This window comes from Duganella sp. AC237 (assembly GCF_979254035.1).
In genome coordinates this window covers 5,253,101-5,279,187 of record NZ_CEEDEW010000003.1, presented here as the reverse complement: position 1 = coordinate 5,279,187, position 26,087 = coordinate 5,253,101, and the positions used below count along the sequence as shown (strand labels likewise).

General features: G+C 65.6%; 24 protein-coding genes. 16 read left to right on the top strand and 8 right to left on the bottom strand.

Annotated features, from left to right (window positions below):
• The first annotated feature begins 49 nt into the window (after positions 1-49).
• Both AC0IYS_RS23395 and AC0IYS_RS23390 read left to right on the top strand, forming a co-directional pair.
• The gene (locus tag AC0IYS_RS23395; protein WP_471707424.1) at positions 50-862 is read left to right on the top strand and encodes a YciI family protein; all 813 of its coding nucleotides are present in this window, start codon (positions 50-52) and stop codon (positions 860-862) included.
• 31 nt (positions 863-893) lie between these two features.
• Complete coding sequence (locus tag AC0IYS_RS23390) at positions 894-2,120, top strand: RNA polymerase sigma factor (RefSeq protein WP_471708926.1); 1,227 nt, start codon at positions 894-896, stop codon at positions 2,118-2,120.
• On the opposite strand, the gene AC0IYS_RS23385 is transcribed toward AC0IYS_RS23390, so the two are convergent.
• Complete coding sequence (locus AC0IYS_RS23385; protein WP_471707423.1) at positions 2,117-2,623, bottom strand: GAF domain-containing protein; 507 nt, start codon at positions 2,621-2,623, stop codon at positions 2,117-2,119. The two genes, AC0IYS_RS23390 and AC0IYS_RS23385, sit on opposite strands and share 4 nt — an antisense overlap.
• A gap of 226 nt (positions 2,624-2,849) precedes the next feature.
• Between AC0IYS_RS23385 and AC0IYS_RS23380 the strand changes: the two genes are divergently transcribed.
• The 6 genes from AC0IYS_RS23380 to AC0IYS_RS23355 all read left to right on the top strand — a co-directional run bounded on the left by AC0IYS_RS23380 (position 2,850) and on the right by AC0IYS_RS23355 (position 9,744).
• Positions 2,850-3,098: a hypothetical protein gene (locus AC0IYS_RS23380; RefSeq protein ID WP_471707422.1), complete on the top strand. Its 249-nt coding sequence runs from the start codon at positions 2,850-2,852 to the stop codon at positions 3,096-3,098.
• 84 nt (positions 3,099-3,182) lie between these two features.
• The gene (locus AC0IYS_RS23375) at positions 3,183-4,289 is read left to right on the top strand and encodes a ligase-associated DNA damage response exonuclease (RefSeq protein ID WP_471707421.1); all 1,107 of its coding nucleotides are present in this window, start codon (positions 3,183-3,185) and stop codon (positions 4,287-4,289) included.
• Positions 4,282-5,925, top strand: coding sequence for an ATP-dependent DNA ligase (locus tag AC0IYS_RS23370; RefSeq protein WP_471707420.1), 1,644 nt, complete (start codon positions 4,282-4,284; stop codon positions 5,923-5,925). Before AC0IYS_RS23375 ends, AC0IYS_RS23370 begins: the two co-directional genes overlap by 8 nt.
• Positions 5,922-8,432 (top strand): ligase-associated DNA damage response DEXH box helicase, encoded by a 2,511-nt coding sequence (locus AC0IYS_RS23365; protein WP_471707419.1) that lies wholly within the window; start codon positions 5,922-5,924, stop codon positions 8,430-8,432. Before AC0IYS_RS23370 ends, AC0IYS_RS23365 begins: the two co-directional genes overlap by 4 nt.
• A gap of 50 nt (positions 8,433-8,482) precedes the next feature.
• Complete coding sequence (gene pdeM, locus AC0IYS_RS23360) at positions 8,483-9,160, top strand: ligase-associated DNA damage response endonuclease PdeM (RefSeq protein ID WP_471708925.1); 678 nt, start codon at positions 8,483-8,485, stop codon at positions 9,158-9,160.
• Positions 9,161-9,318: 158 nt separating this feature from the next.
• Positions 9,319-9,744, top strand: a complete 426-nt coding sequence (locus tag AC0IYS_RS23355) for a KGG domain-containing protein (protein ID WP_471707418.1) — start codon at positions 9,319-9,321, stop codon at positions 9,742-9,744.
• Positions 9,745-9,836: 92 nt separating this feature from the next.
• Here AC0IYS_RS23355 and AC0IYS_RS23350 read toward each other — a convergent pair whose 3' ends face one another.
• Positions 9,837-10,334 (bottom strand): pyridoxamine 5'-phosphate oxidase family protein, encoded by a 498-nt coding sequence (locus AC0IYS_RS23350; protein ID WP_471707417.1) that lies wholly within the window; start codon positions 10,332-10,334, stop codon positions 9,837-9,839.
• Between the two features lie 213 nt (positions 10,335-10,547).
• On the opposite strand from AC0IYS_RS23350, the gene AC0IYS_RS23345 reads away from it, so the two are divergent.
• The 6 genes from AC0IYS_RS23345 (at position 10,548) to AC0IYS_RS23320 (ending at position 18,297) form a co-directional block, all read left to right on the top strand.
• The gene (locus AC0IYS_RS23345) at positions 10,548-11,186 is read left to right on the top strand and encodes a PepSY-associated TM helix domain-containing protein (protein ID WP_471707416.1); all 639 of its coding nucleotides are present in this window, start codon (positions 10,548-10,550) and stop codon (positions 11,184-11,186) included.
• 34 nt (positions 11,187-11,220) lie between these two features.
• Complete coding sequence (locus AC0IYS_RS23340) at positions 11,221-11,736, top strand: DUF2271 domain-containing protein (protein ID WP_315219262.1); 516 nt, start codon at positions 11,221-11,223, stop codon at positions 11,734-11,736.
• A gap of 13 nt (positions 11,737-11,749) precedes the next feature.
• Entirely contained in the window at positions 11,750-12,574 is an 825-nt protein-coding gene (locus AC0IYS_RS23335; protein ID WP_471707415.1) for a DUF4198 domain-containing protein, read from the top strand.
• Positions 12,575-12,615: 41 nt separating this feature from the next.
• On the top strand, positions 12,616-13,653 hold the full coding sequence (locus AC0IYS_RS23330) for an FAD:protein FMN transferase (RefSeq protein WP_471707414.1): 1,038 nt from the start codon (positions 12,616-12,618) through the stop codon (positions 13,651-13,653).
• Between the two features lie 5 nt (positions 13,654-13,658).
• Positions 13,659-15,020: a sulfite reductase subunit alpha gene (locus AC0IYS_RS23325; protein ID WP_471707413.1), complete on the top strand. Its 1,362-nt coding sequence runs from the start codon at positions 13,659-13,661 to the stop codon at positions 15,018-15,020.
• A 508-nt stretch (positions 15,021-15,528) separates the two neighbouring features.
• Positions 15,529-18,297 carry a TonB-dependent receptor gene (locus AC0IYS_RS23320; RefSeq protein WP_471707412.1) on the top strand — a complete coding sequence of 923 codons (2,769 nt, stop codon included), beginning with the start codon at positions 15,529-15,531 and terminating at the stop codon, positions 18,295-18,297.
• 105 nt (positions 18,298-18,402) lie between these two features.
• Here AC0IYS_RS23320 and AC0IYS_RS23315 read toward each other — a convergent pair whose 3' ends face one another.
• The 6 genes from AC0IYS_RS23315 to AC0IYS_RS23290 form a co-directional block, all read right to left on the bottom strand.
• A complete protein-coding gene (locus AC0IYS_RS23315; RefSeq protein WP_471707411.1) occupies positions 18,403-19,710 on the bottom strand; it encodes a DUF2325 domain-containing protein in 1,308 nt (435 codons plus the stop codon).
• Positions 19,711-19,722: 12 nt separating this feature from the next.
• On the bottom strand, positions 19,723-20,055 hold the full coding sequence (locus AC0IYS_RS23310; RefSeq protein ID WP_471707410.1) for a hypothetical protein: 333 nt from the start codon (positions 20,053-20,055) through the stop codon (positions 19,723-19,725).
• Positions 20,056-20,148: 93 nt separating this feature from the next.
• Positions 20,149-20,346: a hemin uptake protein HemP gene (hemP, locus tag AC0IYS_RS23305; RefSeq protein ID WP_471707409.1), complete on the bottom strand. Its 198-nt coding sequence runs from the start codon at positions 20,344-20,346 to the stop codon at positions 20,149-20,151.
• 170 nt (positions 20,347-20,516) lie between these two features.
• Positions 20,517-21,314, bottom strand: coding sequence for a Crp/Fnr family transcriptional regulator (locus AC0IYS_RS23300; RefSeq protein ID WP_090314832.1), 798 nt, complete (start codon positions 21,312-21,314; stop codon positions 20,517-20,519).
• A gap of 297 nt (positions 21,315-21,611) precedes the next feature.
• Complete coding sequence (locus tag AC0IYS_RS23295; protein ID WP_090314830.1) at positions 21,612-22,256, bottom strand: response regulator; 645 nt, start codon at positions 22,254-22,256, stop codon at positions 21,612-21,614.
• Positions 22,257-22,347: 91 nt separating this feature from the next.
• Positions 22,348-22,815 carry a universal stress protein gene (locus AC0IYS_RS23290; protein ID WP_471707408.1) on the bottom strand — a complete coding sequence of 156 codons (468 nt, stop codon included), beginning with the start codon at positions 22,813-22,815 and terminating at the stop codon, positions 22,348-22,350.
• Between the two features lie 407 nt (positions 22,816-23,222).
• On the opposite strand from AC0IYS_RS23290, the gene AC0IYS_RS23285 reads away from it, so the two are divergent.
• Together AC0IYS_RS23285 and AC0IYS_RS23280 are read left to right on the top strand one after the other, a co-directional pair.
• The gene (locus AC0IYS_RS23285; protein WP_471707407.1) at positions 23,223-24,059 is read left to right on the top strand and encodes a protein phosphatase CheZ; all 837 of its coding nucleotides are present in this window, start codon (positions 23,223-23,225) and stop codon (positions 24,057-24,059) included.
• Positions 24,059-25,966: a chemotaxis protein CheA gene (locus AC0IYS_RS23280; RefSeq protein WP_471707406.1), complete on the top strand. Its 1,908-nt coding sequence runs from the start codon at positions 24,059-24,061 to the stop codon at positions 25,964-25,966. Before AC0IYS_RS23285 ends, AC0IYS_RS23280 begins: the two co-directional genes overlap by 1 nt.
• The last annotated feature ends 121 nt before the right edge of the window (positions 25,967-26,087 follow it).

Sequence of the window (26,087 nt, the reverse complement as noted above, 5' to 3'; positions counted from 1 at the left end):
CTGCTACCTTAGTATTCAACGACTACTAACATCTTCACAGGAGCAAGCAATGGAATTCATGGTACTGCGCCGCGCCAACCAGAGCACGGAGCGGGGCGAGCAGCCGCCGGCGCTCGAGCCGGGCGTTTTCCTGCGCCCCAGCACCGAGGCGGTGCGCCTGACGCGCCGCGACGGCGAGTGGCTGCAGAGCACCGGCCCGTTTTCGCCCAAGGAGCTGGTCGCCGGTTTTACCCTGGTCGAGGCCGCCTCGCGCGAGGACGTCATCGAGCAGGTGCGCTGGTGGCCCCTGTTCGACAGCGGCGCGGTCTATGAAATCCGCGATCCCGGTTGCGTCGGCGGCTGCCACAGCATCGACGAGCGCGGCACGGTGTTGGGCAACATGCCGCAACGCGACGTCGCGCTCAAACGCTATGTGGTGTTCCTGCGCTCGGACGTCGAGGCGGAGGCCGACCTGATGCCGCCGGCCGAAGTCATCGATCGCATGAACGAAACCAACGAGGCGGCCGTGCGCGAGCGCGTGCTGCTGGCCGGCGCCGGCCTGCGCGGCACCGGCACCGGCGCGCGCGTGCATTTCGCCAATTCGAAAACCACGGTGGTGGACGGCCCGTTCACGGAAGTGAAAGAGTTGATCGCCGGTTATTGGATGGTGCAGGTCGCCACGCGCGAAGAAGCCATCGCCTGGGCCAAGGCGTATCCGTATCCGCACCCGGGCGACCTGACGCTGGAGATCCGCGAGGCGTGCGAGCGCCTCGAACACCAGGAATTCACCCCGGAGATGCGCGCCGCCGAGGAGCGCCTGCGCGCCGAACTGCTGGAAGCGGGCCTGCGCGGCGCCTTCAACAAGAAGAACCGTGGCCTCTGACGTCGCCCGGATCGTCGAGGCGGTATGGCGGATGGAGTCCGCCAAAATCATCGCCGTGCTGGCGCGCATGCTGCGCGATGTCGGCCAGGCCGAGGAACTGGCGCAGGACGCGCTGGTGCTGGCGCTGGAGCGCTGGCCCGAGAGCGGCGTGCCCGAGCAGCCGGCCGCCTGGCTGACCACCGTCGCCAAAAACCGCGCGCTGGACGTGCTGCGGCGGCGCCAGCTGCATCAGGAAAAGGAGCGGGGGCTCACGTACGAAATCGAAGGCATGTTGCAGGATGCCGCGCCCGACCTGGAGGCGGCGGTGGCCGACGCGCTGGAAAACGACATCGGCGACGATCTGCTGCGGCTGGTGTTCGTCGCTTGCCATCCGATTCTGCCGACCGACGGCCGGGTGGCGCTGACCTTGCGCCTGCTGGGCGGCTTGAGCACCGAGGAGATCGCGCGCGCCTTCCTGGTGCCGGAATCGACGGTGGCGCAGCGCATCGTGCGCGCCAAGCGCACCCTGGCCGAGGCCAAAGTTCCGTTCGAGGCGCCGCGCGCGCACGAGCTGGTCGAGCGGCTGGCGTCGGTGCTGCAGGTGGTCTATCTGATTTATAACGAGGGCTATTCGGCCAGTGCCGGGGCAGACTGGATGCGTCCGGCGCTGTGCGAGGAGGCGCTGCGGCTGGGACGCATCCTGGCCGAGCTGGCGCCGCAGGAGCCGGAGGTGCACGGGCTGGTGGCGCTGATGGAGATCCAGTCGTCGCGCGCCCGTGCCAGGGTGGGGCCGGGCGGCGAGCCGATACTGTTGCTGGAGCAGGATCGTTCGCGCTGGGATCAGTTGCTGATACGGCGCGGCTTGTCGGCGCTGGCGCGGGCCGAGCGCACCGGTCGGGGGCTGGGGCCGTATGGCGTGCAGGCCGCGATCGCCGCCTGTCATGCGCGGGCGCGGTTGGCCGGCGATACGGACTGGGGGCGGATCGCGGCGTTGTATGACGCGTTGTCGCAGCTGGCGCCGTCGCCGGTGGTGGAGCTGAACCGGGCGGTGGCGGTGTCGATGGCGTTCGGGCCGGAGGCGGGGCTGGAGGTGGTGGACGGCTTGCTGGAGGTGGCGGCGCTGAAAAATTACCATCTGCTGCCAAGCGTGCGCGGGGATTTCCTGGCCAAGCTGGGGCGCAATGACGAGGCCAGGGCGGAGCTGGAGCGCGCCGCGCAATTGACGCAGAACCAGCGCGAGCGGACGTTGCTGCTGGCGCGCGCCGGCCAGCTACGTTAAACCAGCGTCGCTTCCAATACTTTTACCAGCGCCTCGATGCCATCGGCATCGGTCTGGTCGAAACGGTTCGGCAGCGGGCTGTCCAGATCGAACACGCCGACGATTTCGCCGTCGGCGCCGCGCACCGGCACCACCAGCTCCGAGCGCGAGTTCACATCACACGCGATATGCCCCGGGAACGCATGCACATCCGGCACAACGATAGACTTACCCTCGACCACCGTGGTGCCGCACACGCCGCGGCCCTTCTTGATACGGATGCAGGCCGGCTTGCCCTGGAACGGTCCGAGCACCAGCTCGTCGCCCTTGAGGAAGTAGAACCCGGCCCAGTTCAAGCCCGGCATGCTGTTGAACACCAGCGAACTGAAGTTGGCGGTGTTGGCGATCAAGTCGCTCTCGCCGTGCACCAGGCCGGTCAGTTGCGAGCGCAGGTCGTCGAACATGGCGCGCTTGGCTTCCGGCGTGTCGGTGCTGTAGGCGGTGTCGCTGAGGGTGAAAGTCATAATATTCTGATAATCAATTGTGTCGATTGAGGGTCCGCGAAGCGCGGGTGGGCTTCGGCCAAGCCGCTATGGTAGCCCAAGCGGGCAAGACGCGCAGCAGACAGTCCGCCCTCCTACGGTAATTTAGGCAGTCTCCGATGGCGCGCGCCTGCCATGCAGGCTACTCTTGTCGCAGTGCGTCACGACGTCCAGGGGCGCGTCTTTTACCAATCAAAACGGAAAATTTATGTCGACCAGAAAAAAGAACGCCGACTCACAGCGTCAGGGCAAGCCAAAAAATAATGACAAGCAAGAACAGCAGCAACAGCAACCACCACGACACACCGGCAGCGAGGGCGGACCTGTACAGCCAAGCCCAACTGTAAGAGGCCTCGACCTCGCCGCCATGCTGATGATAGGCGACGAACATGTCGTCATCAACGGCCAGGAAGACGACAACATCAGCTTCATGGCGGAGTTCATCGATCCCTCATGAAGGTGCGCTGCCTGACAGACGGGGGCATGGGACGGGCGACAGAATCGGCTATCGTGGCTAAACGCCGTTTTCTGAAAGCTGTTCATGTCCACATCCACATCAACGCCATCCGACTTGGTGGTCGTCCGTAAGGAAGGCCTGTACTGCGTGCCCGGCCAGTTCTACATCGACCCTTGGCGGCCGGTGGAACGCGCCGTCATCACGCACGCCCACGGCGACCATGCCCGGGGCGGCCATCAGCACTATCTGACGGCCGAGACGGGTGTGAACGTCGTGAAGTCGCGCCTGGGCCCGATCCACATCGAGGGCCTGGCCTATGGCGAGCGGGTGGTGCACAACGGCGTGAAGATCTCGCTGCACCCGGCCGGTCACGTGCTGGGCTCGGCACAGGTGCGCATGGAGTACCGGGGCCAGGTGTGGGTGGCGTCCGGCGACTACAAGGTCGAGGCGGACAGCACCTGCACGCCGTTCGAGCCGGTGCGCTGCGATACCTTCATCACCGAATCCACCTTCGGCCTGCCGATCTACCAATGGCAGCCGCAGCAGGAAGTGTATGACGACATCAACGACTGGTGGCGGTCCAACGCCGAGCAGGGGCGCGCCAGCGTCATGCAGTGCTACAGCTTCGGCAAGGCGCAGCGCATCCTGAGCGGACTCGATCCCGATATCGGCCCGATCATCTGCCACGGCGCGGTGCAGACCCTGAACCAGGTCTACCGCGACGACGGCGTGTGGCTGCCGCCGACTGTCATGGTCGGCGAGGTCGACAAGCAGGCCATCGGCCGCGCCATGGTCATCGCGCCGCCGTCGGCCGCCGGTTCGCCGTGGATCAAGCGCTTCGGCGACTTCAGCGACGCCTTCGCCAGCGGCTGGATGCAGCTGCGCGGCGCGCGCCGCCGGCGCGGCGTCGATCGCGGCTTCGTGTTGTCCGACCACGCCGACTGGCCGGGACTGATGCAGGCGATCTCCGCCACCGGCGCCGAGCGCGTGATCGTCACCCATGGCTCGATCCCGGTGCTGGTGCGCTGGTTGCAGCAGCAGGGCTTGCAGGCCAGCGGCTTCGACACCGAATACGGCGACGACGAGGCCGACGAGGTCGCGGCCGCCGGCGTTGCGGCGGACCCCGTGGCGACAGTCGCCGCCGGGTCGGATAACCCGGTCACCGCAACGGAAGGAGCCGCCGATGCGTGATTTTGCCCGTCTATACGCGGAACTCGACGAAACCACCTCCACCAGCCGCAAGCTGGCGGCGTTGCAAGCCTACTTCACCAGCGCGGCGCCGCAGGACGCGGCCTGGGCGGTGTACTTCCTGGCCGGCGGCAAGCCGCGACAGGCGGTGCCGACCAAGCTGCTGCGCCAGTTCGCCATCGAATACTCCGGCCTGGACGATTGGTTGTTCGACGAGTGCTACCACGCCGTCGGCGACCTGGCCGAGACCATCGCCCACATCCTGCCGCCGCCCAGCCAGCCGAGCGACATCGGCCTGGCCGACTGGATCGAGCTGGGCATAGCGCCGTTGCGCGGCGCCGCGCCGGAAGCGGTGCGCTCCGCGCTGCTGCTGTACTGGGACCAGCTCGACACGCGCGAGCGCTTCCTGCTCACCAAGCTGATCGGCGGCGGCTTCCGCGTCGGCGTGTCGCGCTTGCTGGTGACGCGCGCGCTCAGCGCCATCGCCAACCTCGACAGCAAGCTGGTGGCGCAGCGTCTGATGGGCTGGACCGACGGCAGCGTCAGCCCGACGGCGGCCGGTTTCCTGCAATTGATCGCCGCCCACACGCCGGAGGAGCACGCGCAGCGCGGCGGCCAGCCGTATCCGTTCTTCCTGGCGCACGCGCTGCTCGACCGCGAACCGGCCTCGCTGGGGGCGTTGTCGGACTGGCAGGTCGAATGGAAATACGACGGCATGCGCGCGCAGCTGGTCAGCCGCGAAGGCCAGAACTGGCTGTGGTCGCGCGGCGAGGATTTGATCACCGAGCGCTTTCCTGAACTGGCCGCGCTGCGCCTGCCCGACGGCGTGGTGATCGACGGCGAGATCTTGATCTGGCATGGCGGCAACGCGCCGGCGCCGTTCGCCGACCTGCAAAAGCGCATGGGCCGCAAGCAGGTGTCGGCGCGCCTGCTGGGCGAACTGCCGGCCGTGCTGGTGGCCTACGACCTGCTGGAGATGGACGGCCGCGACCTGCGCGGGCTGCCGCAATCGGAGCGTCGGCGCATGCTCGAACAACTGGTGAGCATGCTGCGCGCGCAGCAGGCGGCGCCGCAGCTGCGCCTGTCGCCGCTGATCACGGCCGACAGCTGGGAGCATCTGGCGCAAATCCGCGAGGAATCGCGCGAGCGCGGCGTCGAAGGCATGATGCTCAAGGCGAACGACGCCAGGTACGGCGTGGGCCGTACCAAAAACGTGGGCACCTGGTGGAAGTGGAAGATCGATCCGTACAGCATCGACGCAGTGCTGATCTACGCGCAAAGCGGCCACGGGCGGCGCGCCTCGCTGTACACCGACTACACCTTCGCCGTCTGGGAGCAGGAAGATGGCGGCGAGCGCAAGCTGGTGCCGTTCGCCAAGGCCTATTCCGGCTTGACCGATGCCGAGATCGCCAAGGTCGACCAGGCCATCCGCAAGACCACGGTGGAAAAATTCGGGCCGGTGCGCAGCGTCACGCCCAGCATGGTGTTCGAGATCGGCTTCGAAGGCATCGCCAGCTCGCCGCGCCACAAGTCCGGCATTGCCGTGCGCTTTCCCCGCATCCTGCGCCAGCGCGACGATAAATCGATCGACGAGGCCGACACGCTCGATACGCTGAAAAGCCTGCTGGCCACATCATGAGCGGGCTGCCCGGCCCGGTGCCAGCAAAGTTCAAGACCACCGCGGCGGTCGCGCAAACGAAGGCGTGGTTCGCCACGCGCGGCTGGAGCGTGTTCCCGTTCCAGCGCGAGGTGTGGGCGGCGGCGGCGGCCGGCCAGTCCGGGCTGCTGCACGCCAGCACCGGGGCCGGCAAGACCTACGCGGTGTGGTTCGCCGCGTTGCAGCGCGCGGCGGCCGTGGCCAAACCCAAGGCGGGGCTGAAGGTGTTGTGGATCACGCCGATGCGGGCCCTGGCCGCCGACACCTTGCGGGCGCTGCAGGAGTCGCTGGAGGCGCTGCCAGGGCTTGCGGCCGGCGGCAAAACCGGCTGGCAGATCGAGGCGCGCACCGGCGACACCAGTTCCGCACAGCGCGCCCGCCAGAACAAGAAACTGCCCGACACCCTGATCACTACGCCCGAAAGCCTGACCCTGCTGCTCAGCAAGGCGGAGGCGGCCACCCAGTTCGCCCAGCTCGACATGATCATCATCGACGAATGGCACGAGTTGATGGGCAACAAGCGCGGCGTGCAGACGCAGCTGGCACTGGCGCGCCTGCGCATGTGGAATCCGGCGCTGCTGGTGTGGGGCCTGTCGGCCACGCTCGGCAACCTGGACCAGGCCAAGCAGGCCTTGATGGCGGACGGCGTCACCGTCGAAGGCCACGTCGCCAAGGAGATCCAGGTTGACACCTTGATCCCGGCCAACCCATCGCGCTTTCCGTGGGGCGGCCACCTGGGCATCCAGATGCTCGGGCCGGTCATCGCCGAAATCGAAAAGCACGCGACCACGCTGGTGTTCACCAACACCCGTTCGCAGGCGGAGCTGTGGTACCAGCACATGCTGGAGGCTCGCCCCGACTGGGCCGGGCTGATCGCGTTGCATCACGGCTCGCTCGACAAGGAGGTCCGCGACTGGGTCGAGCAGGGCTTGAAGCAGGGGCAGCTGAAGGCGGTGATATGTACGTCGAGCCTGGACCTGGGCGTGGACTTCCTGCCGGTCGAGCGCGTGCTGCAGATCGGCAGCGCCAAGGGCATCGCGCGGCTGCTGCAGCGGGCCGGCCGCAGCGGCCATGCGCCGGGAAGGATCTCGCGCCTGACCCTGGTGCCGACGCAAAGCATGGAGCTGCTGGAGGCGGCCGGCGCCAGACAGGCGGTGGCCGCGCGCGATATCGAAGCGCGGCCGGTGCCGGACAAGCCGCTCGACGTGCTGGTGCAGCATCTGGTGACGATGGCGCTGGGCGGCGGCTTCCGCTCCGAAGCGCTTTACCAGGAGGTGCGCACCGCCTGGTCGTACCGCAACCTGGGCCCGGAGGAATGGCAATGGGCGCTCGACTTCGTGGCGCGCGGCGGCCAGACCTTGGCCGTGTATCCGGAATACCGGCGCGTGCTGCCCGACGAGGAGGGCGTCTACCGCGTGCCGGACCTGGCGCTGGGGCGACGCCACCGCATGGGCATCGGCACCATCGTTTCGGACAGTTCGCTGCAGGTCAAATACCTCAGCGGCGGGCGCATCGGCAGTGTCGAGGAATCGTTCATCTCGCGCCTGCGCAAGGGCGACCACTTCCTGTTCGGCGGCCGCATCCTGGAATTCGTCCGCCTGCACGAGATGACCGCCTACGTGCGGCGCGCCACCGGCGTCAAGAAGGGCGCGGTGCCGCGCTGGCAGGGCGGCAAGATGCCGATGTCGTCGGAACTGGCGCACGCGGCGCTGGAGCAGTTGCGCCTCGCCACCCTGGGCCGCTACGAGGGGCCGGAGATGCAGGCGATCAAGCCGCTGCTGGAAATCCAGCAGCGCTGGTCGGCGCTGCCGACGCCGGACACCACCGTCGTCGAGAGCATGCAGAGCCGCGAGGGCCGCCACCTGTTCATGTTCCCGTTTGCCGGGCGCTCGGTGCACATCGGGCTGGCGTCCTTGCTGGCATGGCGGGTCGGCAAGGTGACGCCGGTGACGTTTTCGATCGCCGTCAACGACTACGGCTTCGAGCTGTTGGCGCCGCAGGAGATCGATTGGGCCGCGCTGATCGCCGCAGGCGATGGTGCAAAGGTCGGCCTGTTCAGCACCGAGCATTTGCTGGAGGACGTGCTGGCCAGCCTGAACGCGACCGAACTGTCGCAGCGGCGTTTCCGCGAGATCGCCCGCATCGCCGGGCTGGTGTTCCAGGGCTATCCGGGACAGCCCAAAAGCGCGCGCCAGTTGCAGGCGTCGTCGTCGCTGTTTTACGCGGTGTTCACCCAGCACGACGCTGGCAATCTGCTACTCACCCAGGCCCAGCGCGAGGTGCTCGAGCAGGAACTGGAATTGAACCGCCTGCGCGATACATTAGAGGCGTTGCAAGCACGCCAAGTCAGTTATCATGGAACCAAGCGGGCGACGCCATTCGGCTTCGCGCTGATGGTCGAGCGCTTCCGCGAAAAGCTCACTACCGAAAAACTGTCGGATCGCGTCGCCAGGCTGGTGCGCGAACTTGAAAAGGCGGCCGGACCATGACAATTGCAATCAGCAAGGCCCAACAGATGGAAGAGGCCGGCGTCGCCGGCATGGCGGGCACCCTGGCCATCGAACTGGCGGGCGAAGAGGTACTGTTGTTGCCGGAGAAGGCGCTGTACTGGCCGCGCGAAAAAATGCTGATCATCGCCGATATCCATTTCGGCAAGGCCGCCTCGTTCCGCGCGCTGGGCGTGCCGGTGCCGGGCGGGACGACGGCGGCCAATCTGCGCGCGCTCGATGGCTTGCTGGCGCGGCACGCGGTGCGCGAGATCCTGTTCCTCGGCGACTTCCTGCATGCCAAGGCGGCGCACGCCGAAGCGACGATGACGGCGATCCACGGCTGGCGCCTGGCGCGGCCGACGCTGAAGCTGACGGTGGTGCGCGGCAACCACGACGCCCATGCCGGCGACCCGCCGGCCCGGCTGGCCATCGACATGGTCGACGAGCCGCTGCGGCAGGCGCCGTTCGCGTTCTGCCACCATCCCGATCTGCTGGTGTCCGGCTACCTGATGGCCGGCCACGTGCATCCCGTGTACCGCCTGCGCGCCGGTTGGGACTCGCTGCTGCTGCCGTGCTTCCTGGTCGGCGAGGGCCGGGTGGTGCTGCCGGCCTTCGGCGCCTTCACCGGCGGCCACCCGGTGCTGCCTGAGCCGGGCGAGCGCTTGTTCGTCACCAGCGGCGACACCGTGGTCGAGGTGCCTGTCAAACCGCTAGTTGCGCCGGCGTAGCGGACCCAAGCGTTGTTGGGCGGCCGGCGACAACTGTACAGGGAATGGTCCTACATTCTCTGCTACGCGTGTCCTATATTTCGCCGTTATGCTGTGCACTACGATGACTCCACCTGTGTAGCAAGCGGGAATGACGACAATCATTCAGGGAGATGGTCATGGCGACTAATAAGAGGAGCGGTAATCAGGGCGGCGGTAATCAAGGCGGCGGTAACCAGGGCGGCAGTCCAGACAGCAAACAAGGCGGCAAGTCGGGCAGCGAGCAAAGCGCACCAAGAAAACGCGGTTTCGCGTCGATGGATCCGGAGCAGCAGCGCCAGATAGCGGCCCAGGGCGGCCGCGCCGCCCATCAAAAAGGGACGGCACACGAATTCACCTCGGAAGAGGCGCGCCGCGCGGGCGCGATGAGTCACAAGAACAATGGCAACAGCCAAAGCAGCAGCAGCGGCTCGCGCGGCGGCAATCAGGGCAGCGCGCGTGACGAGGATGACGGCGCAGATGCAGGCCGTGGCAGCGCTGGCGGAAAAGCCAGCCGTGGCGGCAGCCGTTCCGGTTCCTCGGGTAACGCGGGCTCGAAATCTTAATCTACGCTTGATGTGCGGCTGGCGCCTTCTCCTCTGGGCCCCGGCCGTTTGGACCTGCGGACGTCACGTCCGCAGGTCTTTTTTTATCGACACTACAGGCAGATCGTGGTGTGGCGGCCCATCGCCACCGGCGCGCGGCCGGTAATGGCGGCCGTGGCGATCTGCACCAGCTGTTTCATCTTGGTCGAGCCGGCGTCCCAGTATTCGGCCGACTCGATGCGCACGCGGATCAGGGTCAGGTGCGGATCGTCGACGCCCTCGGGGAACCAGCTGCGCGCGGCCGCGTTCCACAGTTCGCGCGCCTTGGCGCGGTCCTTGAGCACGTAGGCGCGCCCCGAAATGGACAGGTACAGGTTGCGCTCCGGGTCGGAGTAGCTGATATTAACGCCTGGATGTTGCGGCAGGTCGAGCATGAAGGCCGCCTCGTCCGAGGCGAAGAACCACAGGTTGCCCTCGTTGTCGATCTGCTGGGTGGTCAGCGGACGGCTGGTGAGCACGTGTTCCGCGTCGAAGGTGGTGAACATGCCGAAGCGCACATCCTTGATCTTGGCGGAGATGGTGTTGATCTGGTCTTGCGAATACAGCGGCATGATGCGCCTCCATGACAAAAGGATGATTCGGCCCAAGCTTACGCATCGTCCGGGACGCGGTCTGTACGCGCTCTCACGCTGGCGTGAAGCCAGTTTAACCAGCGAACTTTACACAGGCGTTACATTGGACAGGTTGACAACGCAAATGATAATTATTATCATTTGTGTTTGTGCCTGGCTCAAGGGCGCACTTTCACCGATCGAGGACATGATTTGAGCGCTCAACAAGCCAGCAATGCCAGCCGCGCGGTATGGCTGAAGAACCTGCACCAGTGGCACTGGATCAGTTCGGCTTTATGCCTGCTCGGCATGTTTTTGTTCAGCATTACCGGCATCACCCTGAACCACGCCTCGCAGATCGAAGCCAAGCCGGCGATCGTGCGCCAGCAGGCCAGCGTGCCGGCGGCGCTGGCGGCGCAGTTGCGCGCCTACGCGGCCGAGCACGACGGCGCCAAGGAGCCGCTGCCGGCGGCCGCCGAACAGTGGCTGAGCGACACCTGGAAGGTGCAGGCCGGCGGCCGCGCCGCCGAATGGGCCGCCGACGAGGTCTACCTGCCGATGCCCAAGGCCGGCGGCGACGCCTGGGTGCGCATCGCGCTGGAGGACGGCGCGGCCGAATTCGAAAAGACCGACCGCGGCTGGATCTCGTGGTTGAACGACGTCCACAAGGGGCGCAACACGGGCGCCGCGTGGAACTGGTTCATCGATATTTTCGCCGGCGCCTGCCTGGTGTTTTGCATCACCGGCTTGCTGATCCTGAAGTTCCACGCCGCCAACCGGCCGTTCACGTGGCCCATGGTCGGGCTGGGTATTTTGATTCCATTTGTCATCGCTTTGCTGTTCATACACTAATTTTCCAACCTCCTTCACCTCGCACTGGGACTCCATGAAATTACGTTATTCCATCGCCTTGAGCCTGCCGCTGGCCAGCGCCTCGGCCATGGGCGCCGATCTGGCCCTCAAACTCGACGTGCCGCAATTGAACGTTGCCGAATACCACCGCCCCTACATCGCCGCGTGGCTGGAGAACGCCGACCAGAAAGTGGTGACCAACCTGGCCGTGCTGTACGACACCAAGAAGAAGGACAACGCCGGCACCAAGTGGCTCAAGGACATGCGCCAGTGGTGGCGCAAGACCGGGCGCGACGTCGAGATGCCGATGGACGGCGTCAGCGGCGCGACCAAGGCGCCGGGCGAAGTGTCGCTGACTTTCCCGGGCGCCAAGGCGGCGCTTGACAAGCTGCCGGCCGGTAACTACACCTTGCTGGTCGAAGCGGCGCGCGAGGCGGGCGGACGCGAAGTGGTCAAGGTGCCGCTGCAGTGGCCGCCGAAGGCCAAGCAGGACCTCAAAGGCCAGGGCAAGGAAGAGCTGGGCGCCGTGGTTGTACAACTGAAACCATAAGAAAGCAGGGGACATGTCCACATTCAAGAAATCGCTGGTCGCGCTGGCGCTGGCCGGCATCGCGCTGAGCGCGCACGCCCACAAGCCATGGCTGCTGCCGTCGTCGACCCTGATCGAAGGCAAGGAAGCCTGGGTCACGATCGACGCCGCCATTTCGGAAGGCCTGTTCGATGTCGACCACCAGCCGCTCAAAGTCGACACGGTCGTCATCACCGGTCCCGACGGCGCCAAGCTGGAAAAGCAGAACGTCGCCAACGGCAAGATGCGCAACAGCTTCGACCTGAAGCTGCCGAAACCGGGCACGTACAAGATCGAGTTGGTGTCGAAGAACGTGTTCGGCAGCTACAAGAACGCGGCAGGCGAAATGAAACGCTTCCGCGGCACCGAGGAAACCCTGGCCAAGGACGTGCCGGCCGACGCGACCGAGGTCAAGCTCACCCGCACCGACAGCCGCCTGGAGACCTTCGTCACCACCGGCGAGCCGGACATGGCGGTCTTCAAGACCACGGGCGTGGGCCTGGAGATGGTGCCCGTCACCCATCCGAACGACCTGCGCGCCGGCGAAAAGGCGACCTGGCGTTTCCTGCTCGACGGCAAACCGGCGGCCAACCAAGGCGTGAGCCTGATTCCCGGCGGCGTGCGCTATCGCGGCACCTTGGGCGAGATCCGCCAGAACACCGACGCCAAGGGCGAGCTGACGTTCACCCTGCCGGCGGCCGGCATGTACATGGTCAGCAGCAGCTGGCCGGCGGCCGCGCCGCAGGTGCAGGGCCAGCCGCCGCAGATGGCGCCGCGCCGCGCCAGCTACGCGGCCACCGTGGAAATCCTGCCGGAGTAATCCGGCCGGCGTCTCCACACTTACACGTCGACAAGGTCCGCATGCGCCGGGTTCTCCTGCCTCATCATATTTCCGACGACCCGGCGCCGGCCGACGGCGTAATCCGCGATATCGCCGGCCGCAGCATGGGCACCAGCTGGTCGGTGCGGCTGGTGGCCGCGCCGGCAGGCTCGCCCGGCCACCTTGCGCTCGACCATCTGCAACACGGGCTGCAACAGCAACTCGATGCCGTCGTGGCCGAAATGAGCCACTGGGAAACCGATTCCGACCTGGGCCGGTTCAACCGCGCCGAGGCGGGCAGCTGGCTGGCCTTGCCGCCGGCGTTTTTCGATGTGCTGTCGTTCGCGATGGGCGTGGCGCGCGATTCCGGCGGCGCCTACGATCCGTGCGCGGGCAGCCTGGTCAACCTGTGGGGCTTCGGACCTTACGGGCGTTTCGACCAACCTGAATTCGTTCCCCCTTCATCGGACGAGATCGCCATCGCGCGCAACCAGCTGGCCGCCGCCGGCGTGCGGCTCGAGCGCGAAGGGCGCAAGGCGTTGCAGCCGGGCGGCGTGCAGCTCGATTTGTCGGCGGTGGCCAAGGGCTACAGCGTCGACCGGCTGGCCTACTATTTGAAAACACAAGGTATCGAGCACTATCTGGTGGAGGTCGGCGGCGAATTGCGCGGCGCCGGCGTCAAGCCGGACGGCCAGCCGTGGTGGGTGGCGCTGGAGGAGGTGCACGATGCCCCCGCCGTGGAAGAACCGGCGTCGCTGGTGCTGGCGCTGCACGGCCTGGCGGTGGCCACCTCTGGCGACTACCGCCGCTACTTCGAGCTCGACGGCCGGCGCTATTCGCACACCATCGATCCGCGCAGCGGCATGCCGATCGCCAACGACCTGGCGTCGGTCACGGTGGTGCACGCGCAATGCATGGCGGCCGACGCCTGGTCGACCGCGCTGACGGTGCTGGGCGCCGAACAGGGCCTGGCGCTGGCCGAACGTCAGGGGCTGGCGGCGCGCTTTGTCGCGCGCGACGCCGATGGCGGCTTCACCGAACACATGAGTTCCCATTTACGCGGCATGCTGGACGAATAACCCGAATGATCTGGACCGACGACCCGACCCGATTGATGCTGGTGGCAGGACTGGGCGCCAGCTATGGCCTGGTGTGCCTGTTGCCGTATCTGCGCCATCGCCGCAAGCGCCGGGCGGCGTTGCGCGCCAAGGCCGAGGCGGCAGCCGCCCCGGGCTGGATCGTCGCCTACGCCAGCCAGACCGGCAACGCCGAGGCGCTGGCGCAGCAAACGCTGGCGACGTTGCGGCTGGCCGGCATCGCCGCCCAGTTGAGCGAACTGTCCGAGCTCGACGCCGACGACCTGCGCCGCGCCGAGCGCATCCTGTTCCTGGTCAGCACCTATGGCGAAGGCGACGCGCCCGACGCGGCGGCAGCTTTCGCCGGCCGCCTGATGACCACCGAGCTGCCGCTGACGCAGCTGCACTATGCGGTGCTGGCGCTGGGCGACAGCGCCTACGCCCAATTCTGCGGTTTCGGCCGGGCGCTGGACGCCTGGCTGGCCGCGCGCGGCGCGCAGAGCCTGTTCCCGCGCATCGAGGTCGACCGCAGCGCCGATGCCGCCATCGGGCTATGGCGCCAGCAACTGAGCCACCTGGTCGGCACCAGCGACGCGCCGGACTGGAGCGCCCCGGCGTTCGAGGACTGGACATTGCATGCGCGCGCCGAGCTCAACCCCGGCAGCGCCGGTGCGCCGGTCTACCACCTGGAGCTGACGCCGCCGGGCGGCGTGTTGCCGGACTGGGAGTCGGGCGACCTGGTGCAGATCGCCGCGCCGGCCGAGCCGTCGCGTCCGCGCGAATACTCGATCGCGTCGATCCCGGCCGACGGCAGGGTGCATCTGCTGGTGCGCCTGCACAGCCATGACGACGGCAGCCATGGCCTGGCCTCCGGCTGGCTGGCGCGCCAGGCCGAGCCAGGCCGGACGGTGCGGCTGCGGCTGCGCCAGCACCGCCGTTTCCGGCTCGAGGGCAACGCGGGCCGTCCCTTGATCCTGATCGGCAACGGCAGCGGCATCGCCGGCCTGCGCGGCCACCTCAGGGCGCGCGCGTTGGCCGGGCAGGGCCGCAACTGGCTGCTGTTCGGCGAGCGCAACAGCGCCCACGATTTTCATTACCACGACGAGCTCGAGGCGATGCACCTGGCGGGGCGGCTGGACCTGGACCTGGCCTGGTCGCGCGACGGCGGCACGGCACGCTATGTGCAGGATCTGCTGCCGGCCCGCGCCGACAAGTTGCGCGCCTGGGTGGCCGACGGCGCCGCTATCTACGTCTGCGGCAGCCTGCAGGGCATGGCGGCCGGCGTCCATCAGGCGCTCGAGGCGATCTTGGGGAGTGTGCAACTGGATGCGTTGGTCGCCGAAAGGCGGTACCAGCGGGATGTGTATTAGCGATGTGGTAGGACGTAAGCCATCCGGGCGCGGCGGGAGCGACCAAGTGGCCGCCGGCTTCCCGGGCGCATACAATGTGATACTTAAGTGACCGAAAAGCGCTCCCGGCGCGATGTTTATCGGCCGAAATCGTCATGTTGTTGTTGGGATATATATATCGATGTGGTAAAAACGCCACGCTTGCATATGGCCAAGGCGGACTTGTGCAAAATAAAGTTTATTCCAAATCACGTTCACCTGAACAATCCACACTTCTCGCCGGTTTGTCTTATTGTTTCGCAAAATTGCCTTAAAACATCCCCTGTTTGTGACAAAGCCGTTACATAATCTTCGGTTGATGAGCAAGGAAGGTCCTTACGTACTCGTCGCCTAGCCTGATCCTTTTCCGTCCTGCGTTGCGGCCCCAGCGGCCCATTCCCGCGCCAGGCCTGTCTCGGCCGCAGAGCGCGAAGCGCACGCATTCACCTTGCTCATGGAGTTTATATAACCACATTACAGGGAGTAGTGAATGATTTTGCAAGAGAAAGTCGGCGCCCGTTCGGTACGCCTGGCACTCGCAGTCCTGGCCGGTACCACCATGTTCGCAGGTCAGGCGTCGGCACAAGAGCAAGCCATCCAGAAAGTGGAAATCACCGGCTCGGCCATCAAACGTATCAACGTTGAAGGCGCCCTGCCAGTTCAGCGCCTGAGCTCGGAACAGATCGCCAAGACCGGCGCCACCTCGGTCGCCGAACTGATCCAGGCCCTGCCGTCGATGCAAGGTTTCACCGTCGCCGCCATCGCGGCCGGCACCAACTCCGGCGGCCGCGTGTCCGCGTCCATCCACGACATCGGCGAAAGCTACACCCTGGTGTTGCTGAACGGCCGCCGCGTCGCCCCGCAAGGCTCGGGCTCCGCGATCAACCTGAACGCCATTCCGATGAGCGCGGTTGAGCGCGTCGAGATCCTGACCGACGGCGCTTCGGCCCTGTACGGTTCGGACGCCATCGCCGGCGTGATCAACTTCATCCTGAAGAAAAACCTGCAAGGCGGCAGCATCGAAGCGACCGCCAGCCAGCCCGGCCAAAGCCGCGCCGGCCAGTCGAGCAACTTCAGCGCCACCTACGGCTTCGGCGATCTGGACACGAACCGCTACAACATCTTGCTGTCGGCCCGCCACGACGAGAACAGCCGCGTCAAAGCGACCGACCGCGACTTCGCCAACAGCTCGTTCCTGCCATTCAGCTGGAACGGCCAGAACTACCTCCACGACCGTTCGAGCACCTCGGCCGTGCCGGCCAACGTCGCCGTGGCCTACCGCGACGGCCGCACCCCGACCTCGACCTCGTCGATCGGCTTCAATCCGTACCGCAACATCAACGGCCAGTGCGGCCCGATGAACCAGCCGCAGAAGAACAACACCGCCACCGTGCAGAACTGCGGCTTCGATTCGGCCGCCACGGTCGAGATCGTCCCGGCAAGCCAGCGCGACACCGCGTTCGCCAAGGCCACCGCCAAAGTCGGCGAAACCTTCGAAGTGTTCGCCGAGGCAGCCTACTCGCGCATGGACCTGACCGCCCGCATCGCGCCGAACACCGCGTCGATCGCGCTGGCCAAAGGTTCGCAGCTGTACAACAACTACGTGCGTCCGTACCTGACCACCGCGCAAGACGCCAACCTGTCGAGCGCCACGGCCACCTACCGCACCTACGACTGGGGCACCCGCGACAGCCAGACCATCACCGAGGCGAAGCACCTGGTGCTGGGCACCGAGGGCGAGATCGGCGCCTGGAGCGTCGGCGCCGGCCTGACCTGGTCCCAGAACTCGATCGACGAGCGCTATGAAGGCGGCTACGTCAAGAACGCCGAGTTCCGCAGCATGCTGGCCAACAACCAGTTCAACCCGTTCCTGGCCGCCGGCGCGCAAAGCGCAGCGACCAAGCAACTGATCGCCAACTCGGTGTTCAAGGGTTCGATCCGCGAAGCGTCGACCACGCTCAAGGGCATCGACTTCCGCGGCTCGCGCGAACTGATCCAGTTGCCGGCCGGCGCGGCCAACGTCGCCCTGGGCGGCGACTACCGCAACTACCACTACGAGCAAACCCCGAACGCGACCTCGTCGGACATCTACGGCTTCAGCGCTTCCCCGGCCTACGACATGGAGCGTAACAACTACGGCGCTTTCGCCGAGTTGAACGTACCTGTGATCAAAAGCATCGAAGTGACGGCCGCAGCGCGTTACGACACCATCGAAGCGGTTCAGAACCACATCGCCAACCGCGACATGGGCAACAAGGAATCGGCCAGCACCTACAAGGTCTCGGCCCGTTGGCAGCCAACCCAGTCGTTCCTGATGCGCGGTTCGTACGGCACCGGCTTCAAGGCGCCGTCGATGCTCGACATCGGCCAGCCACTGGTGGCGGCCGGCTTCACCGCCTCGCCATGGGAATGCCCGGCCAACCTCGCGGCGGAAAACTCGTCCTACTGCCGCGTTGGCAAGAGCCAGTACAACGTCCTGTCCGGCGGCAACGAGAACCTGCGTCCCGAGAAGTCCAAGCAATTCACCGTGGGCTTCCGTTTCGAGCCGACCTCGTCGTTCTACGTCCAGGCCGACCTGTGGGACGTGAAAATCCGTGACGCCGTCTCGGCGGTGTCGGAAGCGCAGATCTTCGCCGATCCGGTCCAGTTCCGCGATTTGTTCACGACCTTCGTGGAACCAGGCAGCGGCCAGACCTTGTGGGCCAAGAAAACGCTGTCGGTCAACATCGGCCAGACCCACAACCAAGGTATCGACTGGGAAACGACCTACCGTCACCGCTTCGGTTTCGGCAACCTGAGCACGACCCTGAACGGCACCTACCTGATCAAGTCGGACTACACCCGCCCGGGCACGAGCAACGATTGGGTCAACAGCATGAACTTCTTCGGTATCAACGATGCCGTGTCGTTCCGCCACGTGATCCGTCTGGCCACCACGCTCGACACCGGCGCGTTCTCGAACTCGCTGATCGCCAACTACCGCAACGGTTACACCGATGCGTCGGCGACGTCGTTCAACCTGGGTACGAACAAGAACGAAACGTTCCGCATCGAAGTGCCGTCGTACCTGACCTTCGACTGGCAGGGCAAATGGCAAGCGACCAAGCAGTTCGGTCTGCGCGCCGGCGTGAAAAACATCGCCGACCGCAATCCACCGCTGTCGCTGCGCGCCTCGTCCGGCCACCAGATCGGCTACGATGCACGCTACGCCGATCCGATGGGCCGTACGTTCTACATGACCGGCAACTACACCTTCTAAGCCGGTTCGCCGCTTAGCAGCAAAAGCCCCCACCGGCGTTCAGCGCGGGTGGGGGCTTTTTTTATGGCGGGGAGGACTGGCGCGGCGGGATCGCGCCGGGCGGGGTTACGGCTCGGCGCCGGCCTGCTCCAGGCCGCGCGCCAGGCTCGAGATGCTGGGGTTGTCGATGAATACGCAGCGCGTGCCCGTGCGCTTGCAATAGTCCTTGACCCGCCAGTAGGCGCTGTGGCTGATGCAGCCGGTCTGGCAGATCACCAGGTCGGCCGCCGCCAGGCTGGCGTCGAGGCGGTTGGCGTTGTCCTCCAGGCCGCCGTCGTGGTGCGCGAACTGGGCGCCCTGTTGCTCGATCAGCTCGCGGTAGGTGGCGACGTTGCCCGAGCGTCCGCCCACGCACAGCACGGCCCGGTCGCTCAGGCGCAGCGGCATCTTCATGACATGCTCGACCACCTGGCGCGTTTGCTCCTGGATCGGCGCCGGCGGCTCGACGGCGCGCAGCGCCTCGGTCTTGAGCTCGGCGATCTGCTGGCGCAGCGCGCGCTCGCGCTCGTCCATCTGGGCCAGCCGCTCGGCCAGCCTGGCACGCGTCTCCAGCCCCGGGATCGATTCCTTCAACTGTTCGAGTTCGGTGCGCAGCGAGTCGATCATGCTGTCCTTGCCCACCAGTTGCGCGCGCAGCTGCATCAGTTGCGTCGCGTGGCGCTCGGCGTCGGCGCTCTTGTCGGCCAGCAGGGCGGCGGCGCGCTGCTGGGCCTTGCCCAGGTCGTGCGTCAGGCGCGTGTTCTCGGCCAGGGTGGCGTTGAACTTGCCGATGTCGGCGCGCACGCAGGCGCCGGCCTGGTGTTGCACCATGTGCAGGTCGCGGCACATTTGCTCCTCGAGCTCGCTGCTGCAGCGCGGGTGCGTCAGGCCGGCCCAGAAGGCGCCTGCGACGTCGCCGTTGGCCACGGCGGTGCGCCACAGCTCGCCGACCTGCCCGGTCGTCTTGGCGCTGCGGAAGCGCAGCAGCACGGCCGCGTAGCGCCGCTCCAGTTCCTTTTGCAGCGCCTCGGACAGCCGGTTGCGACTGCCGCATTCGGTGACCGCGCCCACATGCACTTCGTAATCATCGGCGACGACCTTGCCGCTGGTAACCTTGTCGACCAGCTTGCGCAACACGCCCAGCGGAAAGCCGACGCCGACCAGCGGGCAGTGGCAGGCGTGGCCGAGCTCCCACAAACGCCTGCGGCGCGAGGTTTGGGCGTCCGGTTCGCCGGCAAGGATGGCGGCGACGTTGTTGATGACCGGCTTGACGACTTGCCGAGCGGTTTGCAGGTCGGTGCCAGGCTGCGCTGGCGCCGGTGCCGGGTTTGCGGTGCCCAGCCGTGGCATGGCGGCGGCGACGATGGCCGCCAGCGGATCGTGTTTTTCGCACATCTGGTCGTCTCCTCAGACGGTGGCCGGCGTGCTGCGGGCGCGCGCCATTATGCGGCTGAGGAAGTTGGTCTTCTCCTGCTCGTGCATGCTGCGTTCGACCACCGTGGCCCACTGCTCGGAGAGCTGCTGGCAGGTGGCGCTGAGCACCGGCGCCAGGTCCGGCAGGCCGGCCAGCGCCTTCAGGTGGCGTTCGATTACCGAGGCCAGCTTGACGCAGCCGCCGGCCGCGTCGCTGCCGGCCGTGTAGTGCGACATCAAATGCAGCACGGCGGACAGCATCAGTTCTGGATTGTGTCCGCCTTGCGCGGGGGCGAGAAAAATCGGATTGCTACGGTCTATGGCCATCAAACGCTCCTGTCGGATTGGGAGTGCGGCTGGCGGTGTGGCTGGCGACTCGGGGAGTGGGCGCGGCGGCGCCCGGGGCAAAGATAAAAGAAATCAGGCGGTCAGGATCAGCTTGTTGAGCTGCGTGACGCGCAGACGGTAGACGCGGCCTGCGTGTTCGATCTCGAGTTCGCGCCCACCCTCCATCAGGCCGGCGCTGTTGACGCGCTTGACGGGGGACACCGCCGAGGACACCACGGCGTGGGAAGGGCGGGCTGGCTGCGGCACAGGCATGGTCAGGGTGGTGGTCATCGTCGTTTCTCCTTTAAATAAGAATGATTCGTATTTGCATTCATTATTGTGGAAGGCGGGACGGAATGCAAGCCTTATTTGAAATGAACGTGGGGAGGTTGGCGGGCGAAAAAAAAGCCCGGCGGGGAAGCCGGGCCCAAGGCTGGGTGATTGCCAGAGATGGCCGGAGCCTACAGCGCGGCGAGCAGTTGGCCGGGCGTGACCGCCTCGCCCGCCTTGCTCTTGGCCGCGGCCAGTTGTTTGGCGCGGGTGCGCGACGGCGGCAGGCGCCGCAAGGTCTTGAGCGCCTCCGGATCCTTGATGCCGATGGTGCGCTGGTCGACGCTGATGAGGCCGATTTCGTTGAAGGCCGACAGCGTGCGGCTGACCGTCTCCAGGGTCAGGCCCAGGTAGCTGCCGATCTCGTGGCGGGTCATGCGCAGGTTGAACAGCTTGCTCGAATAGCCCATCTGCGCGAAGCGGTCCGCCAGCGACACCAGGAAGCGCGCCACGCGGGCCTCGGCGCTGAGCGCGCCGAGCATGCCGATCATGGCCTGCTCGCGCACCAGCTCGCGGCTCATGACGCCATACATCATGTTTTCCAGTTCCAGGTGCACGCGGCCGAGGGCGGTGAGCTTCTTGAACGGCAGCAGGATCAGGTCGCAGTCCGACAGCGCCACCGCCTCCGACGAGTAGTGGCGGGTGTGGATGCCGTCGACGCCGAGCATGTCGCCCTTCATCGGGAAGCTGAGGACCTGCTCGTTGCCGAACTCGTCGATCAGCACCGTCTTGAGGAAGCCGGAATTGACGATGTACAGCGTGTCGAACGGCTGGCCGATCGTGTGGATGCGCTGGCCCGTCTTGAACTGCACGTGCTGGAACAGCAGTTCCTCGGTCGAGACCGAGACGGCCGCCGGGATGTGCAGCAGGTCGCAGACCTCTTTCAGGTTCGACCACAGTCGCCCCTGACGCTGGCGGCCTGCTTCCATCGACGAGGATTGCATCGTCGTGGTGGTGACTGGGCGAATTTCAGACGTTTGCGTTGACAGCATGTTGATCTCCTGATCAGGTAACTCTGTTCGTTGGGCCGGGGACGGCAAACCGCATGACATTTTGTACAGCAAATGTGCCGTATGGCATCTCGCTGCTTGGCATGTAGCCTTGCAGCATCAATCGTGTGGTTTCAGTATGCCAACAGAGGGAGGAGATAGATATCAGCAATGGCTGAATATGGGAGTAGGCGTCAGCGCACGGATGTAGGAGTACTCCTACTGCCCCGGCGTTTTTCAGGTTTTGAAGGGAGACAACAGGCGATGCGCCACGGCATATTGGACCATCTCCGAGAGCGAGTTCATGCCCATTTTTTGCATGATGCGGGTTTTATGCGTGCTGACGGTCTTGACGCTCAGGTGCAGGCTGTTGGCGATCTCGGTGATCGATTTTCCGGCCACCAACAACGAAAATACCTCGAATTCGCGGTCCGACAGCTGTTTATGCAACAGGCTCTCGTTGGGCATCATGATATTCAGCGCAAGTTGCTCGGCCACCTCGGTGCTGATGTAGGGCCGGCCGGAGGCGACCTTGCGGATCGCGCCGACCAGCTGGGTGCCGGCGCTTTCCTTGGTCAGGTAACCCTGGGCGCCGGCGCGGATGGCGCGCACGGCGTACTGCTCCTCTTCGTGCATGGTGAGGATCAGGATGGCCAGCTTGGGCGCTTCGGCCTTGATCTGGCGGATCAGGTCGACGCCGCTGCGCCCCGGCATCGACAGGTCCAGCAGCAGCAGGTCGAAGCCGCCCTGGCGCACGTGGCCGAGCACTTCGAAGCCGTCGATCGCCTCGCCCACGATATCGATGTCCGGTGCACCGTCGAGGATGCGCTTGAGACCCTCGCGCATGATGGTGTGGTCGTCCGCAATGACTATTCGAATCATAAAGAGGCTATCTCAGGTGACCTAAAGTAAATACTGTTGTGTTTGAATTAACCTTGCGATCTTACTATAGAAACCGCAGTCAGGCCGCATTTTATTTGTGGTCCGGCTCTTTGATCAAGCGATGCACCAGCACCGGGATGCGCGAGTGCGACAAGACCTTGTTGGTCACGCTGCCCAGCAGCAGCTGGCCCCAGCCGCTGCGCCCGTGCGAGCCCATGAAGACCAGGTCGCACGCGTGGCTTTCCGCCACCTCGACGATGTTCAGCGCGGCGCTTTCCGAAAACGTTGTCAGCGCCTCGCAGCGGACGTTGCGGCGCGCGCAGGACTCGACCACGTCCTTCGTGTGTTCCTTGCCGGCGCGCAGCATGGCGGCGCGGTATTCGTCCTCGCTCGGATAGCTGGGCGGGATGATTTCCACGTAGATCGGGTATTGGTACTCGGGCGCGACGAACAGGACCAATACCTCGGCGCCAAGCTGTTCGGCCAGCGCAACGCCGGCGCACGCGGTTTTGCTCGACACGGCGGAGCCGTCGGTGGTGATCAGGATTTTGCGGTACATGGCGAGCCTCCTTGTTCAACGCGGCCTACCGCTTATTGTAGTCGCGAATTCCAGTATTGTTAGTAAGGAAAGACTTGATGTTTATCAAATAAAAGCGCAAATAAAAAGCGTAGCGCGGCACCGCCGCCGGCCGCTTTAACACTTGTTCACAGTTGCTCGGCGGCTTTTTTGCACACAAGCATCAGGTTTGTCTCTTTAATGCTCCCTTTGGCAATGTATCCGATGATAGTATCTCCAAATACAACGAAACACGGCTTTGAGACGGAGAACAGGGCAGTCGACCGACGCCGGCATTGAATATTTCCGTGTTGCCCTGCTACACTCGCATAAGTGCTTTTTATTGCCGAGCGTCATCAATACGCAGGGTTGAGGGCAGCAATTTTACAAATTATGGAGAAGCAGGGATTATGACCAACGCCGCTGATGATTTCGACGCATTATTTGAAGAAGTGTCCGCTCAGAGCAAGACCGCAGCGCCCGCTCCAGCGCCTGCCCCCGCACCCGCCGCCGCAGAAGACGACCTCGAAAGCCTGTTCGACGAGGTCTCGTCGTCGTCGGCCGCCGCTGCCGCGCCGGTCCCGGCACCGGCCCCCGCGCCGGCTCCTGCCGCAGCGCCGGCCGAAGGCGGCGAGGCCGAGGAGGGCGGCGACAAGCCGATGTTCGAGCGCCTGGGCGGCATCGTGCGCCTGCTGCACGATTCGCTGCGCGAACTGGGCTACGACAAGGCGCTGACCGAGGCCTCGTCGCAGATCAACGACGCCCAGGACCGTCTGGAATACGTCGCCACCCTGACCGAACAAGCCGCCAACAAGGTGCTCAACACGCTCGACGAGGGCATGCCCGAGCAGGACACCTTGTCGAAGAAGTCGAAGGAAATGGAAAACCGCTGGGCCGACCTGTTCGCGGGCAAGCTCAGCCTTGACCAGTTCAAGCAGCTCGCCGGCGACTCGCAAGCCTTCGCCGTGGCCGTGTCGGCCGCCACCGAGGCCGAAAAAGCGCGTTTGCTCGAAATCATGATGGCCCAGGACTTCCAGGACATCACCGGTCAACTGATCAAGAAGGTCGTGAACATCACCAAGACGGTGGAGCACGAACTGGCAGAACTGCTGCGCGATAACGCGCCGCCAGCGGTACGCGAAAAAATCGCGCAAAAAGAAGTGTCCCTGATGTCCGGCCCATCGGCTCCGGCCGTGGCGCTGAACCAGGACAATGTCGACGACCTGCTTGCTGACCTGGGATTCTAATGGACGATATGCTGAAGGATTTCGTCGTCGAGGCGATGGATCTGGCGGTCAACGTTGAAGAGCACTTGCTGCGGCTCGAACGCGACCCCGATAATAAAGAGACACTGAACGCGGTGTTCCGCTCCTTCCACACCATCAAGGGCGGCGCCGGTTTCATGGGCCTGCCGGCGATGGTCGCGGCCTGCCACCTGACCGAAAACCTGTTCGACGCGCTGCGCACCGGCGCCGCGCCGGTGACGCCGATCGCGATCGAGGCGGCGCTGCAGGCGTCCGGCTTCGTGGCCGACCAGCTCGCCGAACTGAACAACGGCGCCGAGCCGCACAGCCTGGCGCCGATGCCGCACGACCTGGAAGTGATCCTGACCGACGCCATCGAGGGCAAGACCGGCGCGTCCGCTCCGGCACCGGCGCCGGCCCCCGCGCCGGCAGCTGCGCCAGCGCCCGTCGCCGCCGCGCCAGCCGCCGTGGCCGCCGTGTCGATCACGTCCGAGGACGGCCTCGACTGGGAAGGCATGTATGAAACCGTGATGCCGGCCGGCAGCTACACCCGTCCGGCCGTCTCTGCCGCGCCGGTCGCTGCCGCCGCAGCGCCCGCCGCCGCAGCTGCAGCAGCGCCAGCCCCGGCCGCCGCCGCGCCGGCCGCCGTCGCCGGCACCGCCGTGGCCGCCCCGGCCAAGCGCGACGCGCCGGAAAAACGCGAAGAGCGTCCGCATGCCGCGCCGGCCAAAGAAGAGTCGATCCGCGTCGATGCTGTTAAACTGGATGCCTTGCTGGAAGTGGCGGGCGAATCGGTGCAGGCCGCCAACCAGGCCGCCGTGCTGCTGGAACGTTTGCTGCAATTCAAATTCGAGGGCCAGGCCCAGACCCTGATGGCCACCCTGGCGGAAACGCTGGAGCGGGCGTCGCGGTATTCGACCGAACTGCAGCGCGCCACCCTGGCGACGCGCATGCAACCGGTCGGCCGCCTGTTCCAGAAGTTCCCGCGCCTGGTGCGCGAGCTGGCCAAGGACCTGGGCAAGGACGTCGAACTGACCATCGAAGGTGCCGAGACCGAAGTGGACCGCGTGGTCGTCGACAGTCTGTACGATCCGCTGGTGCACATGCTGCGCAACTCGCTGGACCATGGCGTCGAGTCGCCGGAAGACCGCCTGGCGGCGGGCAAGCCGGCCAAGTCGTTCATCTCGCTCAAGGCATGGCAGGAAGCCAACAGCGTCATGATCGTGCTGCAGGACGATGGCAAGGGCATGGACCCGGTGGTGTTGCGCACCAAGGCCCAGCAGAAGGGTTTGATCAGCGAGTCGGCCAATCTGACCAACGACGAGTGCTTCCAGCTGGTGTTCCTGCCGGGCTTCTCGACCAAGGAAGTGGCCTCGAGCGTGTCCGGCCGCGGGGTCGGCATGGACGTGGTCAAGACCGCCGTGGAGAAGAACCGCGGCGCCATCCACATCGAATCGGCGCTGGGCAAGGGCACCAAGTTCGCCATCCGCCTGCCGATCGAGCTGTCGATCGTGCCGACCATGCTGGTGTCGACCTCGGGCGCCGCGCTGGCGCTGCCGATGGCCGTGGTGCAGCGCGTGGTGGAATTGCCGGAAGTGTTCCTGGAAGTGGGCGGCGCCCCGGTCCTCAAGGACCAGGGCCGTCCGCTGCCGGTGCGCTCGCTGGCCGATGCGCTCGGCTACGAGAGCTGCCGCGAGAAGGTCGGTATTGTTGTCGCCGCGCCACAGCCGTATATTCTGGCGGTGGAAGCGGTCGACGGCACCGCCGACCTGGTCATCAAGCCGATGACCGCGATTACCGTCGAGGGCATCACCGGCACCGCGCGCTCGGCCGAGGGCGAACTGGTGCTAGTGGTGGGCCTATCGTTCCTGATGGACGGATGCAGGGGAAGTGTACGCATGGCGGCCTAGTCCAAGGACTTAGCCACAGACACCAAAAGCCTGCGTTCACGCAGGCTTTTTTTTCGTTTAATTTTTGTTTGCAGCACCGAATTTTTAAAGGAGTCATAAAACGTGTATCGGTAGGCGGAAC

Excerpts from the sequence above, each read along its gene's own strand:
- AC0IYS_RS23395 (WP_471707424.1), top strand. The coding sequence starts at position 50 with ATGGAATTCATGGTACTGCGCCGCGCCAACCAGAGCACGGAGCGGGGC.
- AC0IYS_RS23390 (WP_471708926.1), top strand. The coding sequence starts at position 894 with ATGGAGTCCGCCAAAATCATCGCCGTGCTGGCGCGCATGCTGCGCGAT.
- AC0IYS_RS23385 (WP_471707423.1), bottom strand. The coding sequence starts at position 2,623 with ATGACTTTCACCCTCAGCGACACCGCCTACAGCACCGACACGCCGGAA.
- AC0IYS_RS23380 (WP_471707422.1), top strand. The coding sequence starts at position 2,850 with ATGTCGACCAGAAAAAAGAACGCCGACTCACAGCGTCAGGGCAAGCCA.
- AC0IYS_RS23375 (WP_471707421.1), top strand. The coding sequence starts at position 3,183 with ATGTCCACATCCACATCAACGCCATCCGACTTGGTGGTCGTCCGTAAG.
- AC0IYS_RS23370 (WP_471707420.1), top strand. The coding sequence starts at position 4,282 with ATGCGTGATTTTGCCCGTCTATACGCGGAACTCGACGAAACCACCTCC.
- AC0IYS_RS23365 (WP_471707419.1), top strand. The coding sequence starts at position 5,922 with ATGAGCGGGCTGCCCGGCCCGGTGCCAGCAAAGTTCAAGACCACCGCG.
- pdeM (WP_471708925.1), top strand. The coding sequence starts at position 8,483 with ATGGCGGGCACCCTGGCCATCGAACTGGCGGGCGAAGAGGTACTGTTG.
- AC0IYS_RS23355 (WP_471707418.1), top strand. The coding sequence starts at position 9,319 with ATGGCGACTAATAAGAGGAGCGGTAATCAGGGCGGCGGTAATCAAGGC.
- AC0IYS_RS23350 (WP_471707417.1), bottom strand. The coding sequence starts at position 10,334 with ATGCCGCTGTATTCGCAAGACCAGATCAACACCATCTCCGCCAAGATC.
- AC0IYS_RS23340 (WP_315219262.1), top strand. The coding sequence starts at position 11,221 with ATGAAATTACGTTATTCCATCGCCTTGAGCCTGCCGCTGGCCAGCGCC.
- AC0IYS_RS23335 (WP_471707415.1), top strand. The coding sequence starts at position 11,750 with ATGTCCACATTCAAGAAATCGCTGGTCGCGCTGGCGCTGGCCGGCATC.
- AC0IYS_RS23330 (WP_471707414.1), top strand. The coding sequence starts at position 12,616 with ATGCGCCGGGTTCTCCTGCCTCATCATATTTCCGACGACCCGGCGCCG.
- AC0IYS_RS23325 (WP_471707413.1), top strand. The coding sequence starts at position 13,659 with ATGATCTGGACCGACGACCCGACCCGATTGATGCTGGTGGCAGGACTG.
- AC0IYS_RS23320 (WP_471707412.1), top strand. The coding sequence starts at position 15,529 with ATGATTTTGCAAGAGAAAGTCGGCGCCCGTTCGGTACGCCTGGCACTC.
- AC0IYS_RS23315 (WP_471707411.1), bottom strand. The coding sequence starts at position 19,710 with ATGTGCGAAAAACACGATCCGCTGGCGGCCATCGTCGCCGCCGCCATG.
- AC0IYS_RS23310 (WP_471707410.1), bottom strand. The coding sequence starts at position 20,055 with ATGGCCATAGACCGTAGCAATCCGATTTTTCTCGCCCCCGCGCAAGGC.
- hemP (WP_471707409.1), bottom strand. The coding sequence starts at position 20,346 with ATGACCACCACCCTGACCATGCCTGTGCCGCAGCCAGCCCGCCCTTCC.
- AC0IYS_RS23300 (WP_090314832.1), bottom strand. The coding sequence starts at position 21,314 with ATGGAAGCAGGCCGCCAGCGTCAGGGGCGACTGTGGTCGAACCTGAAA.
- AC0IYS_RS23295 (WP_090314830.1), bottom strand. The coding sequence starts at position 22,256 with ATGATTCGAATAGTCATTGCGGACGACCACACCATCATGCGCGAGGGT.
- AC0IYS_RS23290 (WP_471707408.1), bottom strand. The coding sequence starts at position 22,815 with ATGTACCGCAAAATCCTGATCACCACCGACGGCTCCGCCGTGTCGAGC.
- AC0IYS_RS23285 (WP_471707407.1), top strand. The coding sequence starts at position 23,223 with ATGACCAACGCCGCTGATGATTTCGACGCATTATTTGAAGAAGTGTCC.
- AC0IYS_RS23280 (WP_471707406.1), top strand. The coding sequence starts at position 24,059 with ATGGACGATATGCTGAAGGATTTCGTCGTCGAGGCGATGGATCTGGCG.